This is a genomic window from Halohasta sp. A2, from assembly GCF_056175805.1.
Genome location: NZ_JAQFWV010000136.1, coordinates 1 through 3205 on the forward strand (window position 1 = coordinate 1; position 3205 = coordinate 3205).

At 57.6% G+C, this 3205-nt stretch carries 4 protein-coding genes; 1 reads left to right on the forward strand and 3 read right to left on the reverse strand.

Features of this window, described 5'->3' with window-relative positions; genetic code table 11:
• Positions 1-171: 171 nt before the first annotated feature.
• Positions 172-1422: an RNA-guided endonuclease InsQ/TnpB family protein gene (locus O2S87_RS18305; protein ID WP_475410163.1), complete on the reverse strand. Its 1251-nt coding sequence runs from the start codon at positions 1420-1422 to the stop codon at positions 172-174.
• A 245-nt stretch (positions 1423-1667) separates the two neighbouring features.
• On the opposite strand from O2S87_RS18305, the gene O2S87_RS18310 reads away from it, so the two are divergent.
• Complete coding sequence (locus tag O2S87_RS18310; RefSeq protein ID WP_475410164.1) at positions 1668-1805, forward strand: hypothetical protein; 138 nt, start codon at positions 1668-1670, stop codon at positions 1803-1805.
• A gap of 4 nt (positions 1806-1809) precedes the next feature.
• Here O2S87_RS18310 and O2S87_RS18315 read toward each other — a convergent pair whose 3' ends face one another.
• Positions 1810-2775, reverse strand: coding sequence for a universal stress protein (locus tag O2S87_RS18315; protein ID WP_475410165.1), 966 nt, complete (start codon positions 2773-2775; stop codon positions 1810-1812).
• Entirely contained in the window at positions 2772-3044 is a 273-nt protein-coding gene (locus tag O2S87_RS18320; RefSeq protein ID WP_475410166.1) for a hypothetical protein, read from the reverse strand. Before O2S87_RS18320 ends, O2S87_RS18315 begins: the two co-directional genes overlap by 4 nt.
• Positions 3045-3205: the final 161 nt, after the last annotated feature.

The window sequence follows — 3205 nt, forward strand, 5'->3', positions numbered from 1 at the left end:
AGACATCCATGTCACACAGCTGTCCATCTTCATCAGCTTTTGATCGCCAGCTCCGCGAACAGCGTCCCATTTACTGGAGTTGATTGGTCAGCTACGGCGTTAGAACTTGTGGGTAAGAGACAGTCGTAAACGACGGGGCTTCCCGTACCGCACGTTGGGATATTTGCTGGTTTACGATACAGCCTGTTCTCTCGGTGTGAACGTTCCGCTCTCGCGGTCGAACAGGTGTACCGATGGCTGTGCCACACAGCCGTTACTCCTATCCTCGCCATGAGGACTCGGAGTTATCTTTTGTCTCATATTCTCCGCCCCGTTACAATCGGCGTTCCCGACCATTCCACACGACGAACACACATATAGACCACGCTCTACACGGTTCGATTTGGTATCGTCACCGCAGTTCGAGCAGGTCTTCGATGTGTCCCACTCGTTTTCTTTCAACACCTCAACGCCACGTTCTTCGCCTTTGTAGGCGAGATACTGGTAGATTCGGTCGAACGACCACGTATGCAACTTCTTGTTGCCGGTCTTGCCCCAATCCGAATTTCGGACATCCTCGGGCCAGCTCACCGCAAGCGTTCCCACTCCACGCTCAACACACTCGTTGATGATCGCTTTCGAGAGCATATGGTAGAAGTGTGTCTCCCGTTCTGAGAGCTTACGACGTGCCCATTCTGACCGCTCTGAGGGGCCGTTCTCGCCTTCGGTGTCGTACTCTACCCGCTTGAAGTAGTGCTTGTCTTGTTTCAGTGAGTTACCGGGATACAGCACGTAATCGTCGGGAAACGCCGCTGTTGCGATGTTTGTGATACCGAAGTCGATACCAGCTACACCGTAACCTGCTGAATCGGATGTCTCGATTTCGACCTTACAAACAAAATGGATCTCCCACTGTTCACCGTTCCACACAGCCCGCACCTGTTGGACTTTCTCAACTTCCGAGAGGTCAACGTCCGGGCGTGTCTGGTACTCACAGAGGATGAAGTCTGACCAATTTGCTTTCAGGTTTGCACCTTTCGAGAGTCGGACACGATTGTTTTCAGGGTCGTGTTTGAACCCGTCTTCTTTGAACGTAACAGTGGAACGTGGTCGTTCGTCGCCGTGCTTTCGGTAGCCGGGCGGGTTTGCTCGATCATCTTTCTGTCGCAGGTCGAACCATGACTGAAAGGCACCAGACAGTTCTTCAATGACTGCCTGACTTGACTGTGAGTTAAGATCCTTCCAGCAGTGTCGGGTCTTCGTGTAGGCTTTGAGAGTGCCTTCGTTGGGAATCTCGCCGGTCGCCTCCCACACCCGATCAACGGTCCACCGTGCAACATTCCAGAGTTTCGAGGCGGAATCGCCGAGCGAATCAAGACCATCACAGACCTGTTGCTGGTTCTGGATGGAAGCAACGTAGGTCCGAGTGGCCTGAATCACCATACATAGTCTATGTAGATATTCTTTCTTAATGGTGTTGAAGAGCGTTGAATATCCAGATGAAATGTCGCTAGTGGATCATATGGCTTATGTCGGCTTCACGCCCGCCGTGAACGGCGGGATTCTCGCCTTGAGGAAAGATAGACGCGATTGGCTAGTGGAAGCAAAATAAATGTAATTTGACTCCGTTGGGGCCGATCACCGATCCGACCAAGATGATTCCGATGATCCCGGGGAGTTGGTAGCGCTTGAGCACCACCGGGACGACCAAGAACACAACAATCGCCAGCCCGAAGATGATGATGGGGTCATCGAACGGTAGCGACAGCGACGGTCCGGTGGCGAGGGTGATCCCCGATTCGATCCCACCGACGCTCGTTGCCTAACTCGTCATGGATCGGAGCCTCCCCGTACGATCGTGACCGGAACCGTCGATCGTCCGACTACCGACTCGGAAACGCCGCCGAGGATCCGTTTTCCGAGCCCGCCTCCTCCGCGCCCGCGGCGGCCGACGACGATCATCGCCGCTTCGAGTTCCTCGGCGCAGGTGACGACCGCGTTCGCGACGTCGCCGGTGAGCGTCAGCGTCGAGAGGGTCGCGCCGTGCTCGTCGGCCACGCGGCGTGCTTCGTCGAACAACTGCGCGACGTCGCGGTTCCGTCGGCGCTCCTCGGCTTCGACCTCGGTCGACCGCCCGCCGGTCATTTCGCCGTAGATGTCTCCGCCGGATGACTCGAGCACGTGGAGGACGGTCACTTCCGCATCAGGATAGTTCGAGCACGCGTACTCGAGAGCTCCGAGCGACGCGTTCGAGCCGTCGATCGGAACGAGGATCCGCTCGCCGTCGGCGCCCTCCTCGGTCGGATCTCCGTCGGTCGCGTCGGTTGATTGCTCGTCCGACTCGAGAGCCGGTTCATCCCGACGCGGGAAGACGACGACCGGGATCTCGCTCTCGCTCGTTAGTTTCCGGGCGTTGTCGCCCGAGAGGAGTTTGATCCACCGGTTTCCGGGCCGCGGGGTGAACCCGATGACCGTCGCGTCGGCCTCCTCGGCGGCGGCGAACACCTCGTCGACGACGTCGGGTCCGTACCGGAGTTCCGTCTCCAGCGAGCCGATCACGTCCGCCAACCGGTCTCCGACGACGTCGAAGATCCTCTCGGCTTGCTCCCTTCTGGCCTCGCGGGGCGCCTTGTCGGGGTACTCTTCCGTCGTCTCGATCACGTGAACGACCACGACGTCGACGTCCGTTCCCTTGAGGTAAGGGTGGACGGCCGCGCAAGTCGCGTCGGCGTCGTCCTCCTCGGCGATCGGGATGAGGAGACGGTCGAAGGGAAGGTGTGCTCGGGTCGGGGTCATCGACAGACCTCCGTGGCGTCGTCGAACGCGCGGACCGTTCCGTGGTCGACGCCGCCGCAGGCGAACACCGTCACGACGTCGTCGGGGCGAATCGTCGTATCCCCGTGAGGGGTGAGCATCTCGTCGTCGCGTCGGACGGTTCTCGGCGAGAACCCGGCCGCCTCCGCGACCACTGGAGTCGTCTTCTTCCGAGCGTCGCCAATCAGTTCGTAGAGGATCCGTCGGTCGACGGCCTCCAGCTGGTAGGTCTCATCGGTGTGGTCCGTCATCGAATCTTCGATTTGGAGCCACCCTAAAAAAAGTAGGTAGTTGGATAGCAGTTCCTTCATTCAAAAACGACCGTCTATGACGCTCTATCGTCGAATTTTGTGTCTGATATCATATATAACTAGATTCTATTTTTATATCACTATATTGAGCGTGTATTTAT

Bases quoted from the DNA above. Each gene is read 5' to 3' on its own strand.
- O2S87_RS18320 (WP_475410166.1), bottom strand. From the start codon at position 3,044: ATGACGGACCACACCGATGAGACCTACCAGCTGGAGGCCGTCGACCGA.
- O2S87_RS18315 (WP_475410165.1), bottom strand. From the start codon at position 2,775: ATGACCCCGACCCGAGCACACCTTCCCTTCGACCGTCTCCTCATCCCG.
- O2S87_RS18305 (WP_475410163.1), bottom strand. From the start codon at position 1,422: ATGGTGATTCAGGCCACTCGGACCTACGTTGCTTCCATCCAGAACCAG.